The 417-nt window shown below is 66.4% G+C and carries 1 pseudogene; it reads left to right on the top strand.

What is annotated here, in order from left to right:
* Positions 1-234: 234 nt before the first annotated feature.
* Positions 235-417: pseudogene (locus FLO80_RS23995) on the top strand (dihydrofolate reductase); the annotation flags it as partial.

Below are 417 nucleotides of genomic sequence, written 5' to 3' on the forward strand. Positions count from 1 at the left end.
AGACCCCGGACCAGGTGCTGACCTTCAACCTGCAGGACTACCGCAAGGTGCTGGCGACCGGCACCACCCAGGTCAACGAGGATGGCACCTTCTTCATGCAGGTGCCGCCGTATGCCAATCCCTTGTAGGCCGGCCCGCACAGTTGGCCTGGAGTCCGCCGGCGCGAGTGTTTATCCTCGCGCCTTTGTCCTTCCACGATGAGGTAACCCCATGGCACGACCGCTGGCGATGATCGCCGCCCTTGGCGAGAACCGCGCGATCGGCATCGACAACCGCCTGCCCTGGCGCCTGCCGGCCGACCTCAAGCATTTCAAGGCGATGACCCTCGGCAAGCCGGTGATCATGGGGCGCAAGACCTGGGACTCGCTGGGTCGGCCGCTGCCGGGCCGGCTAAACCTGGTGGTCAGCCGCCAGGCC

The sequence above is a fragment of the Aquicoccus porphyridii genome (assembly GCF_008369105.1).
GTDB classification, from domain to species: Bacteria; Pseudomonadota; Alphaproteobacteria; order Rhodobacterales; family Rhodobacteraceae; genus Aquicoccus; species Aquicoccus porphyridii.